A 22750-nucleotide genomic window follows, 5' to 3' on the forward strand; every position below is an offset into this window, starting at 1 on the left:
TTCAGGCAGACTCCTTCGCCATGCGGCGCCAGCACCGCAGGCGACGGCCGAACGCGACCGCCCCGAGCACGCAGCAGACGAGGGAGAAGATCGCCAGCAGCGGCAGCAGCCAGACGGTGACGATCCAGTACTGGACGTCGAACGGCCCCCAGACCAGCGCCGGCAACAGCGCGCCCAGCACCGTCACCACGGCGAGGGGCAGCAGCCGCGGAACCAGCCGCGGCCGGCGCGCCGCACGGCGTCGCCCGGCCCAGCGGCGCGCCCGGACGGCCGCGGTGACCAGCAGCGCGGTCATCCCCACAGTGAGCCCGAGCAGGACCGCGTTCACGACGGTGAGCGGGTTGCTCATCGGCGTCGCCGCCGCCCCGAGCCGCTCGGCGAGCAGGTTGGCCGAGAGCAGGCCGGGGTCGCCGCCGCTGTTGGTCAGGACGAGCGCGGCCACGCCGGCCCCGGGCGAGAAGACCATGTCCCCGGTCCACGTCGCCAGCGTCCCGCCGTGGCCGACCAGCGACGGCGGACCGCCCGCCGTGACGGGACGGGACCGCCAGCCCAGGGCGTAACCGCCGGCCTTCGCCTGGCCGGTGTGCAGCTCGGCCAGCGAGCCGGCACTCAGCAGGCCCGCCCCGAAAGTCCCCTGGTTGAACCGCAGCCACCGCACCATGTCGTCCAGCGTCGAGACCACCCCGCCGTTGCCGAAGCACATCCCCGGCATCTCCGGCGCCGCGACGGCGACCCCGAGAACGACCTCGTACCCGGACGGCAGGCCCTCGGCGCGATCGGAACAGCCCGGCGTCGAGCTGGTGGCGGTCATGCCCAGCGGCGTGAACAGCTCGGCGCGGAGGAAGGCGTCGAAGGACGTCCCCGACAGCAGTTCGACGATCCTCGCCGCGATCGAGTAGTTGGTGTTGTGGTACTCCCAGCGGGTGCCCGGATCGGCGGCCAGGGTCTTGCCGGCCAGCCCGGCCACGATCTCCCGCGCGTCGCGCGCGGGCGGGAACACGTACTCGCTGTCGGTGCTGTTCGACAGGCCCGAGGTGTGGCTGAGGACCTGGCGCACGGTGATCCGGGTGAAGCGCGGGTCGGCCATCCTGAAGTCGGGCAGGACCTTGACGACCGGGTCGTCCAGGGAGAGGCGGCCACGGTCGACCAGCAGCATGACCGCCGCCGCCGTCATCGACTTGCTCATCGACGCGATCCGGAACCGGGTCCGCGACGTCACCGCCTCGCCGTCCCCGTCCCGGCCGCGGACGATCGTCTCGACCGACGACCCGTCGATCACAGCCGCCGCGACGCCCGGCGTGCCGTAGACGGAACGGTAGTCGTCGACGAGCCGATCGCCGGCGGCGTGCGCCGGTGCCGTCCAGCCGAGCAGGACGGCGGTGAGAACGAGGAGGGAGGCCACCCGGGACAGGCGCGGCAGACGTGAAAAAAGCACGACGTCGAACCTAGGCCGGGCGTCCTCGGGCGACATCACACCAACGGGTGAGGCGGCGCCACTCGATGGGATGGAATCCGGCCGGCCAGGTCGTCGCGCGCCACGAGCCCGTTCTCGTAGGCGTGGATCACCACGTGCACGCGGTCGCGCAGGCCCAGCTTCTGCAGGATGGCCCGGACGTGCGACTTCACCGTGTTCTCGCTCAGCACCAGCTCCGCGCGGATCTCGGCGTTGGACCTGCCGCGGGCGAGCAGGCCGAAGACCTCGACCTCGCGCGGGGTGAGGCCGTCCAGGGCCGCCGTCCGCCGCGTCGGCACCTGCCGGACGAGATCGAGGATCGTCGCGGCCACGCCCGGAGCCAGCGCCGACGTGCCGGCGGCGACGTCGCACACGGCCTGGGCCAGCGCGGCGGGCCGGACGTCCTTGGTCAGGTAGCCGCTCGCACCCGCCCGGATGGCGGCCACGACCAGTTCGTCGTCGTCGAACGTCGTCAGCATGAGCACCCGGGTCGCCGGCGCGATCCGGACGATCTCCGCCGTGGCGGCGACCCCGTCCATGCGCGGCATGCGGATGTCCATCAGCACCACGTCGAGGCGGTGCCGCCGGACGACCTCGACGGCGTCGCCGCCGTCGCCGACGTCGTGGGTGACCTCGATGCGCTCGTCGGCCGACAACACCGTGCGGAGCGAGGCCCGCAGCAGCTCCTGATCGTCGACGAGCATGACGTGGATGCCGGTCATGCGCCCTCCTTCGTGGGGAGCCGCGCCCGCAGCACCCATCCGTCGTCCCCGTCGTCGATCGACAGGGTGCCGCCCGCCGTACGCACCCGTTCCTCGATCCCCATCAGGCCGGTTCCCGTGCTGCCGGCGTCGCGCGGCGCCTTGCCGCCGTCGTCGCGCACCTCCACGACCACCTCGGACGGGCTCCAGCACAGGCGGGCGGCCACCTCGACCGGTGGTTCGAGGTGGCGCAGCGCGTTGGTGACGCCCTCCTGCACGGTCCGGACCACCGCGACCTCGGCGCTCAGGCTCAGCGGCCGCCGCTCGCCCACCTCGGCGTACGTCACCGCGTGGAGCGGGCTCGCCGCCGACGCCACGAGGCCGGGGAGGGCGTCGAGCGAGATCGGGACCGCCGCGGGCCGGGAGGCGGCGCGCGGCGCCGCGGTGGCCGGGCCCAGGGTGGCCAACATCGCGCGCAGACCTTGGTGGGCGTCCCGGCCGGCCTCGGCGATGTCGCCGAGTTCGCGGCGGGTCGCCGGATCCGCCGTCGTCACCGCCGCTGCCTCGATCCGGGCCACCATGACGGTGACCGTGTGGGCGATCACGTCGTGCAGGTCGCGGCGGATGCCGGCCCGTTCGGTCGCGACCGCCGCGGCCAGCCGTTCGCCCTCGGCTCGCCGGTCGGCCTCGTGCCTGCGACGTACCAGCAGGGCGGCGAGCCACACCCCGCCGACCACGAGCATCAGCAGCCCGCCCTCGACCAGGCGGGGCCACACAGGGGTGTCAGGCGGCAGCCGGGCCCACGCCACCACCTCCGTGAGGACGATCCCGAGCACGGCGACGGCCAGCGCGACCACCGACGACCTGACCGGGACCAGGCCGGTCAGCCGCCACAACGCGAAGGGGAAGCAGACGGCCGAGGGCAGCAGGCTCGGCGACCAGCTCAGGGCGGGCGTCAGCACCAGGACGAGCATCGCCAGCGCGCCGATCGTGTACCCCGGCCACGGCCGCCGACGGACCACCGCCGCTCCCGCGTGGAGCAGGACGACCGCGCCCGCCGCGGCGGCGACCTGCCACAGATCCGCCCCGAGGTGCCGCACAGCCGCCAGGACGAGCACCGTCAGCAGGGCCAGGACCGCGTGCGCCGCCACCGTCGTCGCCGGCCACGTGCGCCGGCGCGGGGAGGCTGTCACGGTCGTCGCCTTCCGGTGGGGGCTCGTGGCGGGGAGCCGTACCCGGCTCGACGTGCCACAGAATAACCAGCAACACCCACCCCCACCGACTCCGGCACCCCCGCGGCTCCTCGGCCACGGACCCCTGGTTCGTGGCCGGATTGGGGGAGTTCTTCGGATCGGGGCGGTCCTGCTACCCTGATCGCCGTTCGGGCCGGAAGGCGGGGCCGGGACGAGCGTGTGCCCTGGGAGGAACCCCGGCCGCCGTGAGCCGCTCGACCCACGCCGCCATGGAGTCGGGGGGCGACTGAGGATGAGCGCGGAAGAGGACTTCAAGCAGGTCGGCGCCGAGCTGGCCGACCTGGGCGTGCTGATCTCCAGGATGATGGGCAGGCCCGCCCTCAAGGACCAGGCGGGCAAGGTGTTCGCGAGCCTGCAGCGTGACGGCGCGATGGTGTTCCGGCTGGTCAGGGACACCCCCGAGCACGCGTCCGCGCTTGAGCTGCCCGGCGCGTGCCTGTTCGACCCCTCGGGACAGGGCAGAGTGGTCAAGGACTGGGTCGTCGTGCCCCACTCCTCGGCCGAGCAGTGGACGGACCTGGCCGAGGCCGCCCTCAGCCGCCCCCGCTGACCCCCCTTCCCGCCGGTAGGCGACCAGCGAGCACGCCTGCTCGCTGGTCGTCATCGGCCGAGCCCAAGAAGGTTTTCTGAAGGCGAAGGCGTGAAGGGGTACCCGGCGAGTTGCTTTGCCCCTCGCCGTGGATTCGGGAGCACTGGGCCTACCAGTGGTCGTGGACAGGTACGTCAGGCGGCGGCGCGGTCGCCGGTGCGGCGGCGGCGCAGGTCGGCTTGCTCAAGTGCGGGTGGTACGTAGGCGATGTCGAGCGTGCCCGGGTTCACCCCGGGCGGGACCACCTTGTCGATCTGGTCGAGGGTGTCGTCGTCGAGGGTGGTGCCGGCGCCGGCGAGCAGGTCGCCGAGCTGCGCCATGGTGCGGGGGCCGATGATCGCCGAGGTGACCGCGGGATGGCTGATGACGAAGGCCAGGGCCAGATGGGTGAGCGACAGACCGGCCTGCTCGGCGATCGGGACGAGTTCTTCGACGGCATCGTGGTTGCGCTGGTCGGTCATGTGCTTGGGCACCCAGTGCATGCGGGCGCTCGAGACCTGTTCGTTGCCGCCCTTGCGGTAGCGGCCGGTGAGCAGACCCGAGGCCAGCGGGCTCCAGACCAGCGTGCCCAGCCCGTAACGCTCGCAGACCGGGAGGACGTCGCGCTCGATACCGCGGTTCAGGATCGAGTACGGCGGCTGTTCGGTGCGGAAGCGGGCCAGCCCGCGCCGTTCGGAAACCCATTGGGCCTCGACGATCTCCGCGGCCGGCAGGCTGGAATGGCCGATCGCGCGTACCTTGCCCGCCTGCATCAGGTCGGTCAGGGCGGCGAGGGTTTCCTCGATATCGGTGCCGGGCTCGGGATGGTGGACCTGGTAGAGGTCGATGTGGTCGACGCCGAGACGCCGCAGCGAGTTCTCGACCGCGGTGACGATCCAGCGGCGGGAGCTGCCGCGATGGTTGGGGTCGGTGCCCATGGGGCCGTTGACCTTGGTGGCGAGCACCACGTCGTCGCGTCGGCCGCGCAGCGCCTTGCCCACGATCCGCTCGGTTTCGCCGTCACCGCCGTAGACGTCGGCGGTGTCGATGAAGTTGATGCCGGCGTCGAGGGCCCGGTGGATGATGGCGACGCAGTCGTCGGGGTCGGGGTTGCCGAACGGGCCGAACATCATGGTGCCGAGGCAGTAGGGACTGACCTTGATGCCGGTACGGCCCAGGGGGCGAGTGCGCATGATCTGTTCCTTCCAAAGGCGGCGGGCCGGGTGGTCCGAGGCGGCCAGGGCGGGCCGCCTCGGACCGGATGAGTGCGTCGGTGGTCAGCCGGCGTGCGGGGCGGCGACGTCGAGGATCCAGGTGACGCCGAAGCGGTCGGTCAGCATCCCGAAGCCCGGGGCCCACTGCGACGGGCCGTACTTCTCGATGATGTCGGCGCCGTCGGTGAGCTTGTCCCACAGCGCCCCGACTTCCTCGGTGGTTTCGCCGCGGACGGACACGAAGAACCGCTCGCCGGTCAGCGTCATGCCGTGCTCGCGAGTGGTGGCGGCGGGCGCGGCGGCGGCCGGTGCCTGGCTGGGCACGTCGTAGGCCATGATGCTGAAGCCGTTGTCGGCCGTGACCTGGCCGAAGACGATCTTGTCGGCGTCTGGCAGTTCCTTCGGCATGCCGAAGTCGCCGTACGCGATGGTGGTGAGGTGGCCGCCGAACACGGTCTGGTAGAACTCCAGCGCTGCGCGAGCGTCGCCGCGGAAGTTCAGGTGGGTGGTGGCGATGGCCATGCTGGTGACTCCTTGTTGATTTTCCGGGCGCGGTACGCCCGGTATGGGCTGGTAGGTCTCGTCAGCGTCGGGCGGCCGCATCGGCGCGTCCCCACGGTGCTGCTGGTCCTCGGACCGGCTCGATACAAAGGTTCGCAGCGGTAGGTGACAGGATGTGGCACCTACTCCGGGCAGAATGAGGTTCATGCAGAAAACTTCTGCCCGACTGCTGGCTCTGCTGTCGCTGCTGCAGACCCGCCGGGACTGGCCCGGCACGGTGCTGGCCGATCGCCTGGACATCAGCCTGCGCACCGTGCGCCGCGATGTCGACCGGCTCCGCGAGCTCGGCTACCCCATCGCAGCCGTCAAAGGCCCTGACGGCGGCTACCGGCTCAGCGCCGGCACCGAACTACCCCCGCTGCTGTTCGACGACGAACAGGCCGTTGCCCTCACCATCGCCTTGCAGATCGTCGCCACCAACCCCGGCAACGGCCTCGCCGAACCCGCCGAACGGGCACTGAACACCATCCGGCAGATCATGCCCTCCCGACTCCGGCACCGCATCGACGCGCTGCGCGTCACCGCCGTTGAACGACCTGTCACCCGGCCGGCCACCCCGGTCGACGGCGATGTGCTCCTGACCATCAGCGCCGCCGTCCACGCCCACGAGATCCTGCGCTTCGACTACGGCGCCGAGGTCACGGACAATCCCCCGCGCTGCGTCGAACCCCACCACGTCATCACCTGGGACGGGCGCTGGTACCTCATCGCCTGGGACCTCGACCGCGACGACTGGCGCACCTTCCGCGCCGACCGGATCACCCCGCGCACCCCCAACGGGCCCCGGTTCACTCCACGCGTACTGCCCGGAGGAGACGCCGCCACCTTCGTCACCAGCACGTTCCGCGGCTCTGGCGACGCCTCGGGCAACTGGCCCTGCCAAGGCACGGTGATCCTCGACCTGCCCGCCGCCACCGTGGCCCTCTACACCCGCGAGGGAATCGTCGAGGAGACCGGCCCCCACCGCTGCCGGCTCACCCTCGGATCCTGGTCCTGGCCCAGCCTCGCCGCCGCCATCGCCCGCTTCGACGCCGACATCGAAGTCATCGGCCCCGACGAACTCACCGACGCCTTCGAACACCTCGCCCGCCGATTCAGCAGAACCGCAACCGGCCACGGCATCGCATCACCGACATCGTGAGTTGCCACGCCTACGAAAGACCTCGCCGAAATCGCCGACGTCCCGCGGACTGCTCACCTACGCGCGGCCGCGCGTCACCGTGCACATCTCCGAGATGCGGTCATGGCGTGCAGGTGCGGGTGCCGGTCGAGCCGTCGACCCGATGGATCTTGACCCGGACGGAGCCCAGGGCGGCGCGCGTCGTCGTGCTGACCGTGTCGGCCACCGTGCACACCAGTTGCCGTTCGGCGGTACGGTCGATGCCCCAGCCGAAGGACAGCCGGACGTCCACCGGCCCGCGCGGGCCGATGCGGACGGGCGGGAGCGGAGCGCCCGGTGGGACGAAGCTCACCAGGCCACGCGCGCGTTCGGCCGCGTCCGGGCCCTGCGCCAGCGCTTCGAGCGCGGCGTGCAGCGTGTCGGTGCCCCGGTGGAGGCGCGACACCCGTTCCAGTCCGAGCGCGGAGGAGAAGTACACGTGCACGGTGGCAGACCGGCTGGTCGTGCCCTCCAGCGCGGTGGCCGCGGGACCGGCGGGCGTCGGACCGGTGTCGGTGATCGTGTCCTTGGCGCCCATCTTCGTCACCGGGTGCTCACCGGCGACGACGTTGCCGCCACCGCTGGAGGTGGCGTTCTCGAACGCCACGCCGCCGGCCTTCAACGCCGCGCCCAGCGCGGGGGCCTCGGCTCCGGCGATGGAGTCGCCGAGCCACAGAACCCTCTTCCCGGTCGACTCGGACGTGCCGGAGGTCGCCGCCGTGGTCCTGGCATTGTTGCCGCCGCCGACACCGTCGCCGCAGGCGGCGAGGGTAGCGCTCAGGCTTACCGCGGTCAGGGCCAGTGCGGTTCTCTTGATCGGACGGCGTCGCGCAGGAAGGCTGCTGTTGTTGTGCATGACTTCACCCAACCAGCGGAAAACTCCTGGTCAGTGCGGTCGTCATCAAACCATCACACAATGGTGGAACTCCGGTCATCAACCGGTCGGCGTCGCCCCCGAAGATCTCCAGCGACGATGTGCTTGTCGGGGGCTCACGAGCGCGGGCCCGCGACGAGCAGCCCGACCAGGCGGCGGGCGTCGTAGCGGGGGTCGGCCTCGGCCTCGATGCACAGGTTGCGCACGCCGCGTATGAGCTCGAAGGCGTCCAGATCGGGACGGATCTCGCCGGGGGCCCGTGGACATGCTGCGGTCGCTCGCCGGCACGCCCTTCCGGCAGGCGTCCTTCGCCGTCGTGCACTACCCGCACGGCCGGGCGCGCGCCTTCCGTGGCCTGCTCGGTCCGGACCGCCCGATCGATCGGGCGGCGTACGTCTTCATGGACCCCGCCTCCGCCAAGGCGCACCCGCACGAGCTGTGGCTGCGCGAGCCGTCCGAGCGGGTCCACGAGGCGTAGTCATATCACCTGACTCGATAAAAATGACAACGGACCATTGCTGATATCTTAGCTCGCTCGTACTGTGATCCCAGTCGCTCGTTGAACGAAGGAGATCCAGTGCCCCCCAGTCACGATCCTCGACCGGCCGGCTGGCGAGTCGGCGCCGACATCGGCGGCACCTTCACCGATGTCATCGCGCTGGGCCCGGGCGGCGAGGTCGTACCGATGAAGGTCCTCTCCACCCCGCCCGACTACGGCGCCGGCGTGGTGGCGGCGACCACCGGCGTGCTCTCCCTGGCCGGGGCCCGCCCGGCGGACGTGGTCGCGATGCTGCACGGCACGACCGTGGCCACCAACGCGATCCTGTCGATGAGCGGCGTCCGCACGGCGGTGGTCACCACCCGCGGCTTCCGCGACGTGCTGGAGATCGGGCGGCTGCGCCGGCCGGTGCTCTACGACCTGTCCTGGTCCAAGCCCCAGCCCCTGGCCCGACGCCGGCACCGGTACGAACTCGGCCAGCGGATCACCGCCGACGCACGCCTCGACCCGCCCGCCGCCGAGGACGAGGTCCGCACGCTGGCCGCACGCCTGCGCGCGGACGGGATCGAAGCGGTGGCCGTGTGCCTGCTCAACTCCTACGTCCGTCCCGACGAGGAGCGGCGGGTCGCCGACCTGCTGCGGGCCGAACTGCCCGGCGTGTACGTCACGGCCTCGGTCGACGTCTCGCCGCAGCCGCACGAGTTCGAGCGCATGAGCACCGCGACGGTCAACGCCTACGTCGGCCCCACCGTGCACGGCTACCTCACCCGCCTGGAGGCGGGGTTGCAGGCCGAGCAGGTGAGCGCGCCCCTGCTGGTCATGCAGTCCAGCGGCGGGCTGCTCGACGCGGCCTCCGTCGCGCGGCGGCCGGTGCAGATCATCGAGTCCGGCCCCGCGGCCGGCGTCACCGCCGTGCAGAAGCTCGCCCAGCTGATCGGCCTGTCCACGGTGGTGGCGTTCGACATGGGAGGGACCACGGCGAAGGCGTCCCTGATCGAGCACGGCGAACCGTTCGTCTCGGCCGACTACGAGGTCGGCGGAGGCATGAACGTCGCCCGCGGCCTCAGCTCCGGCGCCGGGTACCCGGTGCGGGCGCCGTCGATCGACATCGCCGAGGTCGGCTCCGGGGGCGGCAGCATCATCTCCGTCGACGCGGCGGGCGCGCTCCACGTGGGGCCCGTCAGCGCGGGCTCGCGTCCCGGCCCCGCCTGCTACGGCCAGGGCGGCGAGCTGCCGACCCTGACCGACGCCAACGTGACGCTCGGCTACCTCAGCCCGGACGCGCTCGCCGGCGGCCGTGTGGCGATCCACCCGCAGCTCGCCGTGAAGGCCCTGTCGCCGGTGGCCGAGCGGCTCGGCGACGACGTGGCGGGCGCCGCGCGCGGCGCGTACCAGGTGGCGGTGTCGAGCATGACGACCGCGGTCAAGGCGGTGACCAGCGAACGGGGCCGTGACCCGCGCGAGGCCACCATGGTCGCCTTCGGCGGCGCGGGCCCGCTCTACGCCGCCGCCCTGGCCCGCGAGCTGGGCATCTCGACCGTGATCGTGCCCGTGCATCCGGGCCTGTTCAGCAGTCTGGGCCTGCTCGTGGCCGACACCGAACGCCAGGAGCTCACCCCGTACCGGCCCGGGTTCGCCGACGTGGGCGCGCTCGCCGACGAGTTCGCCCGGCTGTCCGCCCAGGTGCGCGCGGAGCTGGGCGCGGACGCCGTCGTGGACCGGCTCCTGGACATGCGCTACCGCGGCCAGCGGTTCGAGCTGCGCATCCGGGTGCCCGACGGCGAGTTCACCGAGGACCTGCTCGCCGAGACGCGGGCCCGCTTCCACGCCGAGCACCGGCGCACCTACGGCCGGGCCGGCGCGGACGAGCTGGTGGAGCTGGTCAACCTCCGGGTACGCGGCCGGCTCCCCACCCCGGTGTCCATCGCCGACGTGCTGAGCCTCCCGCTCGCCGCCGCAGACGAGCCCACCACCCGCGAGTGCCGGTTCGCCGAGACCGTGACGACGCTCGTCGTGGGACGGTCCGACCTCGGCCCCGACCCGGTCGAGGGACCGATGGTCATCGAGGACATGGACGCCACCACCCTCGTCCCGCCGGGCGCGCTGGTGCACCGCGACCGGCTCAACAACATCGTCATCACCTGGAGCGCCTCATGATCCGCGACGCCGTGACCTTCGAGGTCTTCCGCAACGCCGTCACCGGGATCGCCGACGAGATGGCGATCACGATCCTGCGCACCGCGCACTCGCAGCTCGTCGCGTCCAGCATGGACTTCTCCGCCGCTCTGTGCGACGCCCGCGGCCGGGTGATCGCCCAGGCCAACACCCTGCCGGTGCACCTGGGCTCCATCCCGGACGCGATGGAGGCGATCCTCGACGAGTTCGGCGACCGGATCCGCCCGGGAGACGTCTACCTGCTCAACGACCCGTCCCTGGGCGGCATGCACCTGCCCGACATCTTCGCGGTCGCCCCGGTGTTCACCGGGGACACCCTCCTGGGCTTCGCGGTCACGGTCGTCAACCACACCGACGTCGGCGGCTGGGCGGCCGGGTCGATGGCCGTGCAGTCGACGAGCATCTTCGCCGAAGGGGTGCAGATCCCGCCGTCCTGCCTGGTCGAGGCCGGGACCGTGAACGAGACGTTCCTGCGGCTGATCCTGCGCAACGTCCGCGAACCCGAGCTGCTGCGCGGCGACCTGGAATCCCAGCTCGCGGCCTGCCACACGGGGGCCGAAGGGCTGCGCGCCCTCGCGGCGCGGCACGGCGTCGAACGGCTCGCCACCCTCGTCGACGAGCTGCTCGACTACTCCGAGACCCTGCTGCGCGCCGCGCTCGCCGAGGCCGTCCCCGGCGCCTACGAGTTCCTCGACCACATCGACGACGACGGCCTCGGCTCCGGGCCGATCCCGATCCGCGTGAAGGTCACGCTGTCCGGGGCCGGGATCGAGCTCGACTTCACCGGCTCCTCGCCGCAGGTCGGCTCCGCGCTCAACGCGACGGCCTCCTTCACCCGTTCCGCCGCCTACGCCGCCCTACAGGGGGTGCTCGCCTCCGACATCCCGGCCAACAGCGGCTTCTACCGGCCGTTCACCTTCGTCATCCCGCAGGCCTCCATCCTCGACGGGCAGCGGCCGTCCGCGCGCGGCGCCCGCGGGCTGGTCGGCTTCCGGATCATCGACGCGGTGCTCGGGGCGCTCGCCCCGGTGTTCCCCGCCCGGGTTCCGGCCGCCGGGGAAGGCGGGCCGGACGGGATCGCGATCGGCCTCGTCGGCCCGGACGGGGAGTCCATGGTGCTGTGGGACCCCCTGGCCGGGGCGTGGGGCGCCCGTCCCGACCGCGACGGCGTGGACGGCATCAGCTCCCTGGGCGCGAACCTGACCAACACCCCGGTCGAGGAGCTGGAACGCTCCGGCCACCTCCGCATCGACGGCTACGGCTACCTGCCCGACAGCGGCGGCGCGGGCCGCTGGCGCGGCGGCCTGGCGACCTTCCGCGACATGACGCTCCTGGCGCCCGAGGCCAGGGTGCAGATCAGGTCCGACCGGCGCACGTTCCTGCCGTACGGGCTGGCCGGCGGCGCGCAGGGCACCCCCTCGCTGAACGTGCTCGACCCCGGCGGGCCCGAGGAACGCCTGCTGGAGTCCAAGCCGCACTTCGTGATGACCGCCGGAACCCGCCACCGGCACGTGACCGCCGGCGGCGGCGGGCACGGCCACCCCTTCGAACGCCTCCCGGACCTGGTCCTCGAAGACGTCCTCGACGGCAAGGTCACCCGCGAGGGAGCCGAACGCGACTACGGCGTCGTGATCTCCGCGGACGGCGTGATCGACGCGGACGCCACAGCCGGCCTGCGACGCCACGCGCGCTGAAGGCCGCCTCCCCACCCCCCGGATCGATTGGAACCCCCCATGAGCACGAACGTCGCACCCCCTGAGAGCACCGTCCCACCCCGCACCTGGCGCAAGGTGGGCATCCGGATCATGCCGCTGGTCGGCCTCGCCTACGTGGCGAGCTACATCGACCGCGCCAACGTCGGCTACATCGCCGCCCCCATGTCCCGCGACATGGGCCTCGACAGCAGCCAGATCGGCCTCGCCGCCGGGCTGTTCTTCATCGGCTACGTGCTGTTCGAGGTGCCGAGCAACATGATGCTCAGCCGGTTCGGCGCGCGGAAATGGATCGCCCGGATCATGATCACGTGGGGTCTGGTCACGGCGGCGACCTCGGCCGTGAGCTCCCCGGCCGCGCTGTTCGTCGCGCGGCTCCTGCTCGGGTTCGCCGAAGCGGGTCTGGCCGCCGGGATCCTGCTCTACCTGACGTTCTGGTTCCCGCGCCGCCAGCGTTCCTGGGCGTTGTCGACGTTCATCCTGATGATCCCGCTGTCCTCGATCATCGGCTCTCCGCTGGCCGCCGCGCTGCTGGAGTGGGGGCAGGGCGTGTTCGGCATCGCGGGCTGGCGGGCGCTGTTCCTCGTCGAGGGCGTCCTGACGGTCGTCGTCAGCGTCCTGATCTTCGTCTTCCTGCCCGACCGGCCGGCCGACGCGCGCTGGCTCGACGACGAGGAGAAGGCCGCCATCGGCCACATCCTGGCCGCCGAGGCCGCCGAACAGCGTGCCCACGGAGCGCTCACCGGGCTGCGCCAGGCGCTGACCAGCGGCCGGGTCTGGGCGATGGCCGTGACGTGGTTCGCGATCGCGTTCGGGCTCTATCCGCTGCAGTTCTTCCTGCCCACGATGATCAAGTCCATCACGCGGAGCGTCGGTCAGTCCGCCGACGTCAGCAGCGTGCTGCTGTCCGCGATCCCCTACGTGGTGGCCGCGCTCGCCCTCCTCGTCTGGGCCCGCGTCGCCGCCCGCCTGACGGCGGTGACGGCCACGGCCGTGCCGATGGCCCTCGGCGCGGTGGGGCTGGTCCTGGCGACCTTCACCAGCAGCGGCACGCTGTTCGTGCTCGCCGTCTGCCTGAGCGTCGCCGGGATCATCACCGCGATGCCGCAGTTCTGGCGCATCCCGGCGATCGGCCTGACCGAGGCGGCCGCCGCCTCCGGCATCGCGCTGATCAACTCGGTCAGCAACGTCAGCGGATTCGTCGGTCCCTACTTCACCGGGTCCATCGCGTCGGCGACGGGCAGCTTCACGTACGCGCTGCTGGCCATCGCGATCATCATGGCCGCCGGGCTGGCCGTCCTGCTCACCGTGGGACGCCGGATGGAGCGGCTGGACGGGGGCCTGTCGTGAACGCCGCGCTGCTGGAGCGCCTCCGGACCGAGCTGGACGAACGCCGGGCGACCACCGGGCTGCGCCGCGACCTCGTGGTCTCCGGCGCCCAGGGCCCGACGCTCGACGTGGGCGGCGAGCGGCTGGTGAACCTCGCCTCCAACGACTACCTCGGCCTCGCCGGCGACCCGGAGGTCCTCGACGCGGCCCGGCGGGCGCTGCGCGAGACGGGCCTCGGGGTGGCGGCGGGACGGGTGCTCTGCGGCACCCGGGCGGTCCACGGCGAGCTGGAGGCGCGCATCGCCGAGCTGGTCGGAGCCGAGGACGCCGTGCTCCACCACTCGTGCTTCGACGCGAACCTCGGCCTCTTCGACGCCCTGGTCGGCCCGCAGGACGTCGTCCTCAGCGACGCGCTCAACCACGCCAGCCTGATCGACGGCATCCGCCTCACCCGCGCCCGCCGGCACGTCTACCCCCACGCCGACCTCGACGAACTCGAACGCCTCCTCACCGCGTCCGCCGACGCGCGCCACCGGCTCATCGTCACCGACGGCGTCTTCAGCATGGACGGCGACCTCGCCGCGCTGCCCCGGCTCGCCGAGCTGGCCGAGCGCCATGACGCGGTGCTCGTGGTCGACGACTCGCACGCCACGGGCGTCCTGGGCGCGACCGGCGCCGGCACCGCCGAGCACTTCGGCCTGCGGGGCCGCGTCGACGTGCTGACGGGGACGCTCGGCAAGGCGCTGGGCGGCGGGGCGGGAGGCTTCGTCGCCGGCGACCGCGCGCTGGTCGAGACGTTGCGCCAGCTCTCGCGGCCCTACATCTTCACCAATGCCATGGCCCCCGCGCTGGCCGTGGCCGCGCTGACGGCGATCCGCGTCGCACGAAGGCGTCCCGACCTGCGGGCGCGCCTGGCCGCCAACACCGCCTGGCTGCGCGGGACGTTGCGCGATCTCGGCTACGAGGTGCCGCCGGGGGAGCACGCCATCATCCCCGTGATGCTGCGCGGCGGCACGCTCGCCGCCGACGTGGCGGCGGCGCTGCGCCGCGACGGCGTCCTGGTCTTCGCGCTCTCCCATCCGGTCGTCCCGGCGGGCGAGGAGCGCATCCGGGTGCAGGTGTCGGCCTCGCACACGGCCGGCCAGCTCGAACGGGCGGCCGCCGCGTTCGGCCGCGCGCGTGCCGTCCTGGCGGGGTCATGAGCGCCGCGGGGCTGCGGGCGCCGACCAGCGCCGACGGCCGCGAACTGGCGGGCCGGGTCGCGGTCGTGACCGGCGGGGCGAGCGGCATGGGCCTCGCGGCGGCGCACGCGCTGGCCCGCCGCGGCGCGACCGTCGCGGTGTTCGACCTCGCCGCGCCCGCCCCCGGCGAGCTGGCGTCGACGCTGGAGGTGCTGGCCGACCGCGTCCGGTCGGCCGCCGTGGACGTCACGGACGACGACCAGGTCCGGCGTGCGTTCGCCGCGCTGCTGGCGGAGCGGTCGCGGCTGGACATCCTGGTCAACGCCGCGGGCGTCGCGCCGCCGACCGCGTTCGAGGACATCACCCCGGCCGAATGGCAACGGGTGCTCGCGGTCAACGTGCTCGGGACGTTCCTGTGCTGCCGGCAGGCGCTGCCCGCGATGCGCGGCCGAGGCTGGGGCCGGATCGTCACCTTCTCCTCCACCGCCGGCAAGACCGTGAGCACCGCGGGCGGCGCGCACTACACGACGGCCAAGCACGGCGTCCTCGGGCTCACCCGGCACCTGGCGAAGGACTACGGCGGCGACGGGATCACCGTGAACGCCGTCTGCCCCGGGCTCATCGACACCCCGATGGCACGCGCCCTGCTGCCCGAAGGGGCGCTCGAACAGGCCACCCGGTCCTTCCCGGTGCCCCGCGTCGGGCAGCCCTGGGAGGTCGCCGAGCTCGTCGCGTTCCTCGCCTCGGACCGCGCGGCGTACATCACCGGGGCGGCCATCGACATCAACGGCGGCGACCTGATCGTCTGACGCGGCGCCGCCGACCACCCGCAACCCGCACTTCCACGAGAAGGTGAACTTTCTGTGAGCACAGGGACAGTCAGCATGATCCAGCACCGGATCGGCGGCCGAGAGACCGCCGGCGAGTCGATCCGCACCGCCCCGGTGTGGAACCCCGCGACCGGCGAGCGCCAGGCCGACGTGCTGCTGGCCGAGCCCGCCGACGTCGACGCCGCGGTGCGGGCGGCGCGGGCCGCCCTGCCGGGCTGGGCCGACACCTCCGTCATGCGGCGGTCGCGGCTGATGTTCGCCTTCCGCAACCTGGTCGAGAAGCACCTCGACGACCTCGCGCGGCTGGTCTCGGCCGAGCACGGCAAGGTCCTCGACGACGCCAGGGGCGAGCTCGTCCGCGGCCTGGAGGTGATCGACTTCGCCTGCGGGATCCCGCAGCTGCTCAAGGGGGAGTACTCCGACCAGGTCTCGACCGACGTCGACCTCTTCTCCTTCCGGCAGCCGCTCGGCGTCTGCGCCGGGATCACGCCGTTCAACTTCCCCGCGATGGTCCCGCTGTGGATGCATCCGATCGCGATCGCGACCGGCAACACGTTCGTGCTCAAGCCCTCCGAGCGCGACCCGTCGACCGCCAACCTCGTCGCCGACCTCTACGCCGAGGCCGGTCTGCCCGACGGGGTCTTCAACGTCGTCCACGGCGACAAGGTGGCGGTCGACGCGATCCTCGACCACCCGGACGTCGCCGCGGTGTCGTTCGTCGGCTCGACGCCGGTCGCGCGGTACGTCCACGAGCGCGCGACCGCCGGCGGCAAGCGCGTGCAGGCGCTCGGCGGCGCCAAGAACCACGCCGTCGTGCTGCCGGACGCCCACCTCGACCACGCCGCCGACCATCTGGTCGCGGCCGCGTACGGCTCGGCGGGCCAGCGCTGCATGGCCGTCTCGGTCGCCGTCGCGGTGGGCGACGTGGCCGAGCCGCTCGTCGAGCTGCTGCGCGAGAAGGCGCAGGCGATCAAGGTGGGGCCGGGACTGGACGCCGGGTCCGAGATGGGCCCGGTCGTGTCGGCGGAGGCGCTCGAACGGATCAGGGGCTACATCGGCTCCGGCGTCGCCGCGGGCGCCGACCTCGTGCTCGACGGGCGCGCGCTCGACATCGGCGGCGACGGCTTCTTCGTCGGCCCGACGCTGTTCGACCACGTCACACCCGACATGGACGTCTACCGCGACGAGATCTTCGGCCCCGTGCTCGTCGTCGTGCGCGTCGGCTCGCTCGCGGAGGCGATCGACCTGATCAACACCGGCAACCTGGCCAACGGCACGGCGATCTTCACCACGGGCGGCCACGCGGCCCGCCTGTTCCAGCGATCCGTGCAGGTCGGGATGATCGGCGTCAACGTGCCGATCCCGGTGCCCATGGCGTTCCACTCGTTCGGCGGCTGGAAGCAGTCGCTGTTCGGCGCCCACCACATGCACGGCCCGGAGGGCGTCGCGTTCTACACGCGGGCCAAGGCCGTCACCACCCGCTGGCCGGAGGACAGGGAGGACGGCCCGCGCACCCGCGGCGACCTCTCCTTCCCCACGGCGGTCTGACCTGGCGATACGGGCCCCCGACCAGCCCGGGGGCCCGTACGGGCTAGGCCGGTGGGCGCGCGGCGGGCAGCTCGATGTGCGCCCTGCTCACGGACGTGCTCTTCGCCAGAACCTGGAGCAGGTCCCGGCGCACGCGCTCGCACCGGGCGCGCATCGCCTCACGGGCGGCGTCCGCGTCGCGCGCGCGCAGCCCCTCGAAGACGGCCGCCAGCTCTCCGGGCGGGCTGGCGATGCCGGGATCGATCAACGCGGCCATCCGCAGCACCCGTTCCAGCTCGTCGAGCACGTCGACGATCGACTTGCCGAGACGGGGGTTGCCGCTGAAGTTGGCGATGATGCCCTCGAACTCGATGCCGGCCTGGAGCGACTCCTCCTGCTCCACCTCGCCCGCGGCGAGCGCCATGGGCACCTGCGACAGCGCTTCGAGCCGTTCGAGCGCGGGCGCCGTGACGCCGAGCCGCGCCGCGGAGGCGGCCGCCTCGCCGGACAGCAGCGTGCGCAGGGCGCACAGGGCGTCGGTGTCCTGGAGGGTGATCGGGCTGACGACGTAGCCCGCGCGCGGGAGCGCGGTCACGAGCCCGTCGCGCCTCAACCGGGCGAGCGCCTCGCGCACCGGGGTCTTGCTGATGCGCCACTGCTCGGCGAGCGACGTCTCGGTGAAGCTGCTGCCGGGCGGGAGCGTCAGGTCGATGATCTGGCGTCTGATCGCCCGATAGGCCTGGCCTGTGCGGTCGAGGCCGGTCTCGTCCCTGCCGACCAGCAGCAGAGCGGGGATGTGCGGCGTTCCGCTGACCACGCCATGGATGTCGGACATCACGTCAGGATATCAACTCGGAGTGTTGATACAGCAGCTCGTCCGACATGTCATGAGAAGAGATATTAATTCTTGTTGCTGATATCTCAATATGTCATGCTTTGTCCATGCAGCGACGCAGCTCGAATCCCTGGGTCCTTCCCGCCACGAGCGACTTCCCGGCGTTGGGTGCGATGAGCACGCGCGCCCGCGCGGACCGGCGCGCCCGCGACGGCGTGCGGATGCTCCCGCTCGCAGGCGCCCCGATCCTCCCCATGCCCGAGCACGTACGGCGTGCGGTCGCCGGCGCGATGGACCGGCCCGACCCGCGCGACACCCGCGGCCTGCCGGAACTGCGCGCCGCGATCGCCGCCGAACTGGAGCGCGAGCACGGCCTGCGCGTCGATCCCGAGCGTCGCCTGCTGATCACCCACGGGGCGATGCAGGGGCTCTCCCTCGTGCTGCGCACGGTGCTCGCCCCCGGCGACGAGGTGATCGTGCCGACCCCCACCTACTTCTTCGACGGCGCGGTCCGCGAGGCCGGCGCGACCCCCGTCCGCGTCCCGTCCCGGGAGAGCGACGGCTGGGCGCTCGACCTGGCCGGGCTGGCGGCCGCCGTCACCAGCCGCAGCCGGGCCGTGCTGCTGTGCAACCCGACCAACCCGACGGGCTACCTCCCCGACGCCGCGACCCTGGCGGCCGTGGTCGACCTGGCCGCGCGCCACGGGCTCCTGGTCGTCTCCGACGACTCGTGGCAGCACTTCGCCTACGACGGCCGCCGGTACCACCCGGTGGAGGCGTTCGCCGACCGCTGGCCGCATCTGGTGACCGTCACCAGCCTCAGCAAGTACTACGCGCTGGCGAGCTGGCGGCTCGGCTACGTCCTGGCGCCGCCGCGGATCGTCGACGCGCTCAACCGCCGCTTCGAGTGGGAGGCGGTCTGTTGCGGAGTGGTTCCGCAGCGGGCCGCGGTGGCCGCCCTCACCGGCCCGCGCGACTGGCTCGACGAGGCGCTCTCCACCTACCAGGCCAAGCGCGACCTCGTCTGCGACGGCATCGCCGCCAGCGGCCTGCCCCGGCCCGTACGGCCCACGGGCGGCGCCTTCCTGCTCGCCGACTGCTCGCGCCTGGGCGACAGCCCGGCGGCCATCGACCGCGTGCTCCTGCGCAACGGCGTCGCGACGGTGCGCGGCGCCGACATGCACGCCCCCGACACCCACGTCCGCATCACGTTCGGCGCGGACGAGCGCACGCTCGGCGAGCTGGTCCACGCCCTCGGACGGGCCCGCCGGGAGTCCTGACGCGGTCAGGGCGTGGGAGCCCGGCCGGTGACGCGGGCGCGCTTCATGCGCAGGCGGACCTGGGAGGAGGCGCGCGTCTGGGTGATGACGAACTCGTCGCAGAGCCGGCGCATCACCCACAGGCCGTAACCGCCCGGCCCCACCTGGGGACGGACGTCGGGGCAGGCGTCGGGCCGGAGGCGGCCCGCGTGGTCGTCGACGTCGACGGTGAGGAAGTCGTCGTCGGTCCAGATGCGCACCCACCCGGCCCCGCCCGCGTGGTCGAGGACGTTGGTGACGGCCTCGTTGACGGCGAGCGCGAGGTCTTCGCCGCACTGGGAGGCGAGCCCGGCCTGGAGCGCGTGAAGGCGGACGAGCTCGCGCAACTCCGCGAGGTCGCGGCTGATCGGCCAGCTCGCCGCAGCATCGGGGGAAGGCTCGGACATCGGTCGCTCCTACCCGAGAACACACGCCGGGTGCCCATGATGACACCGACCCGGTCGTGCGCGCAGGCCGAGCGGAGACAGACAGGGCCGGTCCATCCTGCCGGAGTCACGGCTTCCGCGCCATGCCCGGCCGGGGAAGTGCCCCGGAACCGGCCATCGGCCTTAATCCCGGGGTGAGGGACCCGAAAATTGGCAACGTTCCAAATGGGGGATTTATCCGAAAAGCCGGTCCGGTTGCCCGGGCGTGCTCCATCGTTGGCGATGCAACGCGGCTCCGCTGCGGCGGAGGCGCACCGAGAGCCAAGGGAGTTCCATGCTCAACCGATATCGGGCTCTGCCGGCCGCGGTGGCGATGCTCGCCGCGCTGGCGGGCGCGGCCGTCGCCGCGCCCGCGCAGGCGTCCGCCGTCGCACCCCTCACCGTGACGTTCGCCGCCACGGAGGACGTGTTCATCAGCCAGGCCGAGCCGGCGAAGAGCTTCGCGTCCGCGACCTGGGTGAGCGTCTGCGGCGCCGCGTGCGGCAGCGCCGCCGCGGGCCAGCGGGTCGGCCTGGCCCGCTTCAAGGTCACCGGCATCCCGGAGGACGCCGAGGACGTCAAGGTCACGCTGGACGTCGTCTCCGCCAGGACGACGGACACCACCGTGTCGGCCCGCCCCGTCACGGGCTCCTGGACCGAGGCCGCCACGACCTGGAACACCCGTCCCGAGTGCGGCGCCGCGGCCGTGGCCTCGCACACCGGCTTCACCGCCGGGACGACGGCCAAGCTGGACGTCTCCGCCGCGGTCAAGGGCGACGGCACGTACGCCTTCGCGCTCACCGGCACCGACTCCACCGCGACCGTGCTGATGTCCTCGCGCGAGACCGGGAACCGCGGCCCCAAGCTCACGGTCACCTACACCGAGGGAAGCGGCCGGCAGACCGACGGGCCGCTGCCGTTCGTCCTGCCGGGGACGGCGGCCCTGCGCGGCTCGGCCAAGAAGGTGTTCGCGCACTACTTCACCCCGTATCCGGTGTCGCTGGACAACCAGGCCCCGGCGAGTGACTACTACGCCAGGAACTACCTCAAGCCGGACGGCGAGAGCGGCAAGCACGCCGCCTACGGCGGACTGCTGCGCGACCGCCCGCTCGGACGCGACCCGATCAGCGGCGACTACGCGGTGGCCGACTTCAAGACCGAGGTCAAGCAGGCCGTCGCGGCCGGCCTGGACGGGTTCACCGTCGACATCCTGTCGATCACCAGCGCCCACTGGACGCGGGTGCAGAACCTGATCAAGGCGGCCGAGGCCGTGGACCCCGGGTTCAAGATCGTGCTGATGCCGGACACGAACGGCCTGGCCTCGGTGGACAGCGCCGCGTTCGCCACGGCGATGGCCAAGCTGGCCGCCTCGAAGTCGGTCTACCGGCTCGCCGACGACCGGCTGGTGGTGGCGCCGTTCAAGGCCGAGGGGCGTACCCCCGCCTGGTGGGCGGCCTGGATGAAGACGATGGAGACCGAGCACGGCGTCAAGGTGGCCCTGGTGCCCTGCTTCCTCGACTTCGGCAAGTACCGGGACGCGTTCGCCTCGATCAGCTACGGCTTCTCCAACTGGGGCAACCGCAACCCCGCCGCCAACGCCGCCCTGGGCGGCAACATCGACCGCGCGCACGGCATGGGCAAGATCTGGATGCAGCCGGTGTCGGTCCAGGACGAACGCCCCAACCAGGGCGTCTTCGACGAGGCGGGCAACACCGAGAACCTGCGGGCGACGTGGAAGGGCGCGATCGACGGCAAGGCCGACTGGGTCCAGCTCACGACCTGGAACGACTACTCGGAGAACACACAGTTCGCGCCGTCCAGGAACGCGGGCTGGACGTACCTGGACATCAACGCCTACTACCTGACCTGCCACAAGCTCGGCTGCCCGAAGATCACGAACGATGCGGCGTACCTGACCCACCGGGTCCAGCCGGTGGCGGCCCAGCCGTCCTTCGCGCAGACCAAGCTGATGAAGCTGCGCGGCGGCAGCACGGCCGCGCGTGACACGGTCGAGGTGCTCACCATGCTGACGGCGCCGGGCAAGGTGTCGGTGACCGTCGGCGGCACGACGCAGAGCTACGACGCGCCCGCCGGTGTGTCGGCCAGGACGTTCCCGCTCAAGGCGGGGACCGCGTCGGCGACCGTCACCAGGGGCTCGGCGACGGCGGCCAAGGTGGTCTCGCCGTACCCGATCACCGCGACGCCGTACGTGCAGGACCTGCACTACCGCGCGGCCTCCAGCGAACGCTGACCGCGCCTCCGGGCCCGCGCCGACCGCGCGGGCCCGCACCCCGCTCGTCCGTCAGCCGCCGCAGGCGGCGGCGACGGCCCGGGGGTCCCAGTAGAAGGGGCGGCACTCCAGCATGCGCCCGTCCCGTACGGTGATCAGCTGCACGATCAGGGTGTCGACCTCCCGCCCGGTGGCGCGGGCACGGAAGCGCACCCGGTTGCGCACGACGACCGTGTCCTCGTCCCCCCAGTGCTGCTGCTCCAGGAACTCCATCGACTCCCACGTCTCGCCGAAGACGGCCAGGAAGCGCTCCATCCCCGCGTGCCCGCGCCACTCCCCGGTCCCGGTGAACGGCAGCCCCGGAGCCTGGTGCAGCACGACCTCCGGGTCCAGCAGGGCGGCGACGGGTGCGTAGTCCGCCCTGCCGTGACCGCCCGCGGCCACGTACGCCGCCTCGGCCGCGTAGAACCTCTCCATGACCGACCACGCGTCGGACGTCCTCGTCATGTTCATGTGGCGAGCATCCCGCGCGTCCACCGTGGGTCGCTGGCGCCAATCGGACGTCTCAGGCGGGAATCCGGCTCGGGGAGTTGACGAGCTGACCCTGCTGTGAAAAGCTGAAGGCGGCACCGAGGTTGACACTCATAGTAAGTGTGGACACTCGTTTCTCAGTTGGGTTATGCTGCTTCCTCGCGCTGCCTTTCGACGCCCCGGATTTCGATCCGGGCGTTTGGCGTGCGCGCAGTTCGATCCCGTCCGTGCCCTCCGGAAGGACAACTGTTGGCAGCCTCGCGTAGTGTTCCCGCCGCCTCCGCCGTACCCGCTGGTCCTCGTCGCGTCTCTTTCGCGCGTATCCAGGAGCCCCTCGAAGTTCCTGACCTTCTCGCCCTCCAGACCGAGTCGTTCGACTGGTTGCTGGGCAACGA

General features: G+C 72.4%; 20 protein-coding genes. 11 read left to right on the forward strand and 9 right to left on the reverse strand.

All coding sequences use genetic code 11. The features are described 5' to 3' along the window. Position 1: 1 nt before the first annotated feature. Genes ACWCSU_RS46070 through ACWCSU_RS46080 form a run of 3 tightly spaced genes read right to left on the reverse strand, consistent with a single transcriptional unit; the run spans position 2 to position 3347 of the window. On the reverse strand, positions 2-1435 hold the full coding sequence (locus ACWCSU_RS46070) for a serine hydrolase domain-containing protein (RefSeq protein WP_449942672.1): 1434 nt from the start codon (positions 1433-1435) through the stop codon (positions 2-4). A 35-nt stretch (positions 1436-1470) separates the two neighbouring features. After that, positions 1471-2175, reverse strand: coding sequence for a response regulator transcription factor (locus ACWCSU_RS46075; protein ID WP_364103061.1), 705 nt, complete (start codon positions 2173-2175; stop codon positions 1471-1473). Further along, positions 2172-3347 (reverse strand): sensor histidine kinase, encoded by a 1176-nt coding sequence (locus ACWCSU_RS46080; RefSeq protein WP_449942673.1) that lies wholly within the window; start codon positions 3345-3347, stop codon positions 2172-2174. Before ACWCSU_RS46080 ends, ACWCSU_RS46075 begins: the two co-directional genes overlap by 4 nt. A 292-nt stretch (positions 3348-3639) precedes the next feature. Here ACWCSU_RS46080 and ACWCSU_RS46085 point away from each other — a divergent pair, with 292 nt between their 5' ends. Next, positions 3640-3957 (forward strand): hypothetical protein, encoded by a 318-nt coding sequence (locus ACWCSU_RS46085; RefSeq protein ID WP_357707899.1) that lies wholly within the window; start codon positions 3640-3642, stop codon positions 3955-3957. A gap of 173 nt (positions 3958-4130) precedes the next feature. Here ACWCSU_RS46085 and ACWCSU_RS46090 read toward each other — a convergent pair whose 3' ends face one another. Continuing rightward, the gene (locus ACWCSU_RS46090; protein ID WP_449942674.1) at positions 4131-5168 is read right to left on the reverse strand and encodes an aldo/keto reductase; all 1038 of its coding nucleotides are present in this window, start codon (positions 5166-5168) and stop codon (positions 4131-4133) included. 84 nt (positions 5169-5252) lie between these two features. Further along, the gene (locus ACWCSU_RS46095; protein ID WP_449942675.1) at positions 5253-5711 is read right to left on the reverse strand and encodes a VOC family protein; all 459 of its coding nucleotides are present in this window, start codon (positions 5709-5711) and stop codon (positions 5253-5255) included. A 184-nt stretch (positions 5712-5895) separates the two neighbouring features. Here ACWCSU_RS46095 and ACWCSU_RS46100 point away from each other — a divergent pair, with 184 nt between their 5' ends. Then, positions 5896-6891 carry a helix-turn-helix transcriptional regulator gene (locus tag ACWCSU_RS46100; protein WP_449942685.1) on the forward strand — a complete coding sequence of 332 codons (996 nt, stop codon included), beginning with the start codon at positions 5896-5898 and terminating at the stop codon, positions 6889-6891. Between the two features lie 100 nt (positions 6892-6991). Here ACWCSU_RS46100 and ACWCSU_RS46105 read toward each other — a convergent pair whose 3' ends face one another. Next, the gene (locus ACWCSU_RS46105) at positions 6992-7765 is read right to left on the reverse strand and encodes a hypothetical protein (protein ID WP_449942676.1); all 774 of its coding nucleotides are present in this window, start codon (positions 7763-7765) and stop codon (positions 6992-6994) included. 277 nt (positions 7766-8042) lie between these two features. Between ACWCSU_RS46105 and ACWCSU_RS46110 the strand changes: the two genes are divergently transcribed. The 7 genes from ACWCSU_RS46110 to ACWCSU_RS46140 all read left to right on the forward strand — a co-directional run bounded on the left by ACWCSU_RS46110 (position 8043) and on the right by ACWCSU_RS46140 (position 17057). After that, positions 8043-8261 (forward strand): hypothetical protein, encoded by a 219-nt coding sequence (locus ACWCSU_RS46110; RefSeq protein WP_449942677.1) that lies wholly within the window; start codon positions 8043-8045, stop codon positions 8259-8261. Between the two features lie 99 nt (positions 8262-8360). Further along, complete coding sequence (locus ACWCSU_RS46115; RefSeq protein WP_449942678.1) at positions 8361-10439, forward strand: hydantoinase/oxoprolinase family protein; 2079 nt, start codon at positions 8361-8363, stop codon at positions 10437-10439. Further along, positions 10436-12151, forward strand: coding sequence for a hydantoinase B/oxoprolinase family protein (locus ACWCSU_RS46120; RefSeq protein ID WP_449942679.1), 1716 nt, complete (start codon positions 10436-10438; stop codon positions 12149-12151). Before ACWCSU_RS46115 ends, ACWCSU_RS46120 begins: the two co-directional genes overlap by 4 nt. A 39-nt stretch (positions 12152-12190) precedes the next feature. After that, positions 12191-13519 carry an MFS transporter gene (locus ACWCSU_RS46125; protein ID WP_357707912.1) on the forward strand — a complete coding sequence of 443 codons (1329 nt, stop codon included), beginning with the start codon at positions 12191-12193 and terminating at the stop codon, positions 13517-13519. Beyond that, a complete protein-coding gene (locus ACWCSU_RS46130; RefSeq protein WP_449942680.1) occupies positions 13516-14700 on the forward strand; it encodes a glycine C-acetyltransferase in 1185 nt (394 codons plus the stop codon). Before ACWCSU_RS46125 ends, ACWCSU_RS46130 begins: the two co-directional genes overlap by 4 nt. Next, positions 14697-15488, forward strand: coding sequence for an SDR family NAD(P)-dependent oxidoreductase (locus tag ACWCSU_RS46135; protein WP_449942681.1), 792 nt, complete (start codon positions 14697-14699; stop codon positions 15486-15488). The genes ACWCSU_RS46130 and ACWCSU_RS46135 overlap by 4 nt, the downstream gene beginning before the upstream one ends. 75 nt (positions 15489-15563) lie before the next feature. Further along, positions 15564-17057 (forward strand): CoA-acylating methylmalonate-semialdehyde dehydrogenase, encoded by a 1494-nt coding sequence (locus ACWCSU_RS46140; protein WP_449942686.1) that lies wholly within the window; start codon positions 15564-15566, stop codon positions 17055-17057. 43 nt (positions 17058-17100) lie between these two features. Here the strand turns inward: ACWCSU_RS46140 and ACWCSU_RS46145 are convergent, their stop codons facing one another. Next, positions 17101-17871, reverse strand: coding sequence for a GntR family transcriptional regulator (locus ACWCSU_RS46145; RefSeq protein WP_357707915.1), 771 nt, complete (start codon positions 17869-17871; stop codon positions 17101-17103). A 107-nt stretch (positions 17872-17978) separates the two neighbouring features. Between ACWCSU_RS46145 and ACWCSU_RS46150 the strand changes: the two genes are divergently transcribed. Continuing rightward, positions 17979-19151, forward strand: coding sequence for a pyridoxal phosphate-dependent aminotransferase (locus ACWCSU_RS46150; protein ID WP_449942682.1), 1173 nt, complete (start codon positions 17979-17981; stop codon positions 19149-19151). Positions 19152-19156: 5 nt separating this feature from the next. Here ACWCSU_RS46150 and ACWCSU_RS46155 read toward each other — a convergent pair whose 3' ends face one another. Continuing rightward, positions 19157-19576 carry an ATP-binding protein gene (locus ACWCSU_RS46155; protein ID WP_357707918.1) on the reverse strand — a complete coding sequence of 140 codons (420 nt, stop codon included), beginning with the start codon at positions 19574-19576 and terminating at the stop codon, positions 19157-19159. A gap of 313 nt (positions 19577-19889) precedes the next feature. Between ACWCSU_RS46155 and ACWCSU_RS46160 the strand changes: the two genes are divergently transcribed. After that, positions 19890-21845, forward strand: coding sequence for an endo-1,3-alpha-glucanase family glycosylhydrolase (locus ACWCSU_RS46160; RefSeq protein ID WP_449942683.1), 1956 nt, complete (start codon positions 19890-19892; stop codon positions 21843-21845). A gap of 51 nt (positions 21846-21896) precedes the next feature. Here ACWCSU_RS46160 and ACWCSU_RS46165 read toward each other — a convergent pair whose 3' ends face one another. Next, the gene (locus ACWCSU_RS46165; RefSeq protein ID WP_449942684.1) at positions 21897-22337 is read right to left on the reverse strand and encodes a nuclear transport factor 2 family protein; all 441 of its coding nucleotides are present in this window, start codon (positions 22335-22337) and stop codon (positions 21897-21899) included. Between the last annotated feature and the right edge of the window lie 413 nt (positions 22338-22750).

This window comes from Nonomuraea sp. NPDC001699 (assembly GCF_053596455.1).

Coding starts and splice junctions, on each gene's coding strand:
- ACWCSU_RS46075 (WP_364103061.1), bottom strand. CDS start 2,175: ATGACCGGCATCCACGTCATGCTCGTCGACGATCAGGAGCTGCTGCGG.
- ACWCSU_RS46085 (WP_357707899.1), top strand. CDS start 3,640: ATGAGCGCGGAAGAGGACTTCAAGCAGGTCGGCGCCGAGCTGGCCGAC.
- ACWCSU_RS46090 (WP_449942674.1), bottom strand. CDS start 5,168: ATGCGCACTCGCCCCCTGGGCCGTACCGGCATCAAGGTCAGTCCCTAC.
- ACWCSU_RS46095 (WP_449942675.1), bottom strand. CDS start 5,711: ATGGCCATCGCCACCACCCACCTGAACTTCCGCGGCGACGCTCGCGCA.
- ACWCSU_RS46100 (WP_449942685.1), top strand. CDS start 5,896: ATGCAGAAAACTTCTGCCCGACTGCTGGCTCTGCTGTCGCTGCTGCAG.
- ACWCSU_RS46105 (WP_449942676.1), bottom strand. CDS start 7,765: ATGCACAACAACAGCAGCCTTCCTGCGCGACGCCGTCCGATCAAGAGA.
- ACWCSU_RS46120 (WP_449942679.1), top strand. CDS start 10,436: ATGATCCGCGACGCCGTGACCTTCGAGGTCTTCCGCAACGCCGTCACC.
- ACWCSU_RS46125 (WP_357707912.1), top strand. CDS start 12,191: ATGAGCACGAACGTCGCACCCCCTGAGAGCACCGTCCCACCCCGCACC.
- ACWCSU_RS46135 (WP_449942681.1), top strand. CDS start 14,697: ATGAGCGCCGCGGGGCTGCGGGCGCCGACCAGCGCCGACGGCCGCGAA.
- ACWCSU_RS46140 (WP_449942686.1), top strand. CDS start 15,564: ATGATCCAGCACCGGATCGGCGGCCGAGAGACCGCCGGCGAGTCGATC.
- ACWCSU_RS46145 (WP_357707915.1), bottom strand. CDS start 17,871: ATGTCCGACATCCATGGCGTGGTCAGCGGAACGCCGCACATCCCCGCT.
- ACWCSU_RS46150 (WP_449942682.1), top strand. CDS start 17,979: ATGCAGCGACGCAGCTCGAATCCCTGGGTCCTTCCCGCCACGAGCGAC.
- ACWCSU_RS46155 (WP_357707918.1), bottom strand. CDS start 19,576: ATGTCCGAGCCTTCCCCCGATGCTGCGGCGAGCTGGCCGATCAGCCGC.
- ACWCSU_RS46160 (WP_449942683.1), top strand. CDS start 19,890: ATGCTCAACCGATATCGGGCTCTGCCGGCCGCGGTGGCGATGCTCGCC.
- ACWCSU_RS46165 (WP_449942684.1), bottom strand. CDS start 22,337: ATGAACATGACGAGGACGTCCGACGCGTGGTCGGTCATGGAGAGGTTC.